2 protein-coding genes are annotated in these 1,946 nt (G+C 61.6%); both read right to left on the bottom strand.

Going from position 1 to position 1,946, the window contains the following annotated elements; all coding sequences use genetic code 11:
• Positions 1–392: 392 nt before the first annotated feature.
• Entirely contained in the window at positions 393–1,022 is a 630-nt protein-coding gene (locus ACQVDU_RS15815; RefSeq protein ID WP_443477644.1) for a hypothetical protein, read from the bottom strand.
• 233 nt (positions 1,023–1,255) lie between these two features.
• A complete protein-coding gene (locus ACQVDU_RS15810; RefSeq protein ID WP_443477643.1) occupies positions 1,256–1,699 on the bottom strand; it encodes a helix-turn-helix domain-containing protein in 444 nt (147 codons plus the stop codon).
• Positions 1,700–1,946: the final 247 nt, after the last annotated feature.

The raw sequence follows: 1,946 nt of genomic DNA, 5'->3' as shown, positions 1-1,946 counted from the left end.
GGGGGAGAAGATGGCAGGAAATGTAAAATGTATACGTCGCCACGTCGCCGCCCTGCCCTTACTGGCCGGAACGGCTCTGGGGGCGAAGAACGGCGACGTTGGCGGCCTTGGACGCCTGCCTGCTATCGAGGGGTTTTGGTGGGCTGTGATGTTGGCAGGAAATAGGGGCTGATTGTTCAGTACCCCTCACACAGCCTCACATCCCATGTTTTCAGGGGTTGGAGGGCCTTTTGGCATGAAGAACGAAAATCCGCCCTGATGGGCGGGCAAAACCCCTCCTCCCCTGCCTCTTGGGGGGCGATGTCGTCGGGGTTTTGCGATGAGCCTGGACGCGGCCCGCTCGCATCACGACGGGCCGTAGGGACGCGTCCAGGCGGGGGCCGATCCGGGCGCTACGGCTTTCCGCCTTCCATGATCTGCAGCAGGGGGCCGGCGCCCTCCCGGGCAGCCTTGCGGGCCGAGGCGTTGGGAATGTGCGTGGCAATGCCGGGATTCAGGAAGTAGCGGACAGTCCGGCCTTCCTTCTCGCGGCGGATCGCGTTGATGGAGGCAAGCTCGCTCATCGTGCTGGAGAGATCGCGGGGAGTCATTCCGACACGCTCCGCCAGCTGCTGCCGCGTAGCCATGATCTCGCCGGTGTCCATGCGGAGATGTTCGAGCAGGGTGGCCCAGAGCTCTTGTGCCTTGTGCGGGCGCTTGGAGTGCTGGTTGATCCAGCGGACCACGGCAGCGTTTTCTTTCGGTCCTAGCATCACGAAAATCCAGTTTTCAGAGCTTTTGGCATGGGCTTTGGCGGCACCGTCGATCTTGGCAAGGGTGTCGGGATCGAGACCAAGGCGGCGGGCCTGAGCGACGAACTGGCGGGCTTCCTCGCGCCGTTTCTTGGCCCGTTCATCGGATAGCTTGGTGACGGTGTGACCTCGCTCCTGCGGGGTCTCTGAGGCAGGTCCGCGGGCACGGCGTTTCAGACTCTTTTCGGCCCTTTCGATCACCGCCGCGAAGGCATCTTTCGCTGACTGCATCTGTCCCTCAATAGGTCGCATGTTGTGCGACCTAGCGGTCGCATGTTGTGCGACCTATTTCAAGTCTAAGTTGCTAGTAAAAAAGCAATATCCGGCTGACCTAGATAGAGATAGATAATATCTCCCTTACCCTCTTGTGGAAAACTTGGCCGTTTGCGCCTCTGGAACGGTCGGATTTTGCTGGGGAATAGGATGGTGGTTTTGGCCACCGTAGCGCCCCGATCGGCAGCGGATCAGGACTTGGCCGAGAAGGGCCACAGGCGGCGCTTGCCTACTGGCGCAGGAGGCGGGGCCGAGGCGGTGTCGTTCCTGGCAAGTTCCCGGACCTGACCCCGGAGATCCTCGATCTCGGCCACCAGAGCGCCGCAGAGAGCTTCTAGCGCGCCAAGGCGCATATCCATGCCCCTGTGATCCTCAGATGCCTCTGAGAGGCGCTGAGAGGCTCCCTGAGGGGCCTCTTCAGCTTTTGAGGCTATCGGAGGTGCGGGAGGCTTTAAGGGGCTCCTGCGCGCTCTCTGAGGCCGCTGCGCGATCCAGAGCTCAAGAGCTTCCCTTTCAATCGCCCACTGCCCTCCGATCTTCGTGGCCGGAAGGTCTTCGGTGGTGATGGCGCGGAGGATCGTCGCGCGGCTTTTGCCGCAGAGTTCAGCGGCGGCGTTCGGGGTCAGTCGGCTCATTCGCAATGGAATGGACAGATTTGGACACCTTTGCAAGTTTCGCCGAAATGGAACGAAGCGAAGCGAAATCCTTCCAACCCTCTCCCCGCCTCATCAGGGGAGAAGATGGCGGGGGAGAAGATGGCGGGGGAGAAGATGGCGGGGGAGAAGATGGCGGGGGAGAAGATGGCGGGGGAGAAGATGGCAGGAAATGTAAAATGTATACGTCGCCACGTCGCCGCCCTGCCCTTACTGGCCGGAACGGCTC

The organism is Microbacterium sp. F2, from assembly GCF_052274505.1.
In the GTDB taxonomy this organism is placed as follows: domain Bacteria; phylum Actinomycetota; class Actinomycetes; order Actinomycetales; family Microbacteriaceae; genus Microbacterium.
The sequence above is the reverse complement of the archived record's forward strand: the minus strand, read 5'-3'. Positions and strand labels throughout refer to the sequence as shown.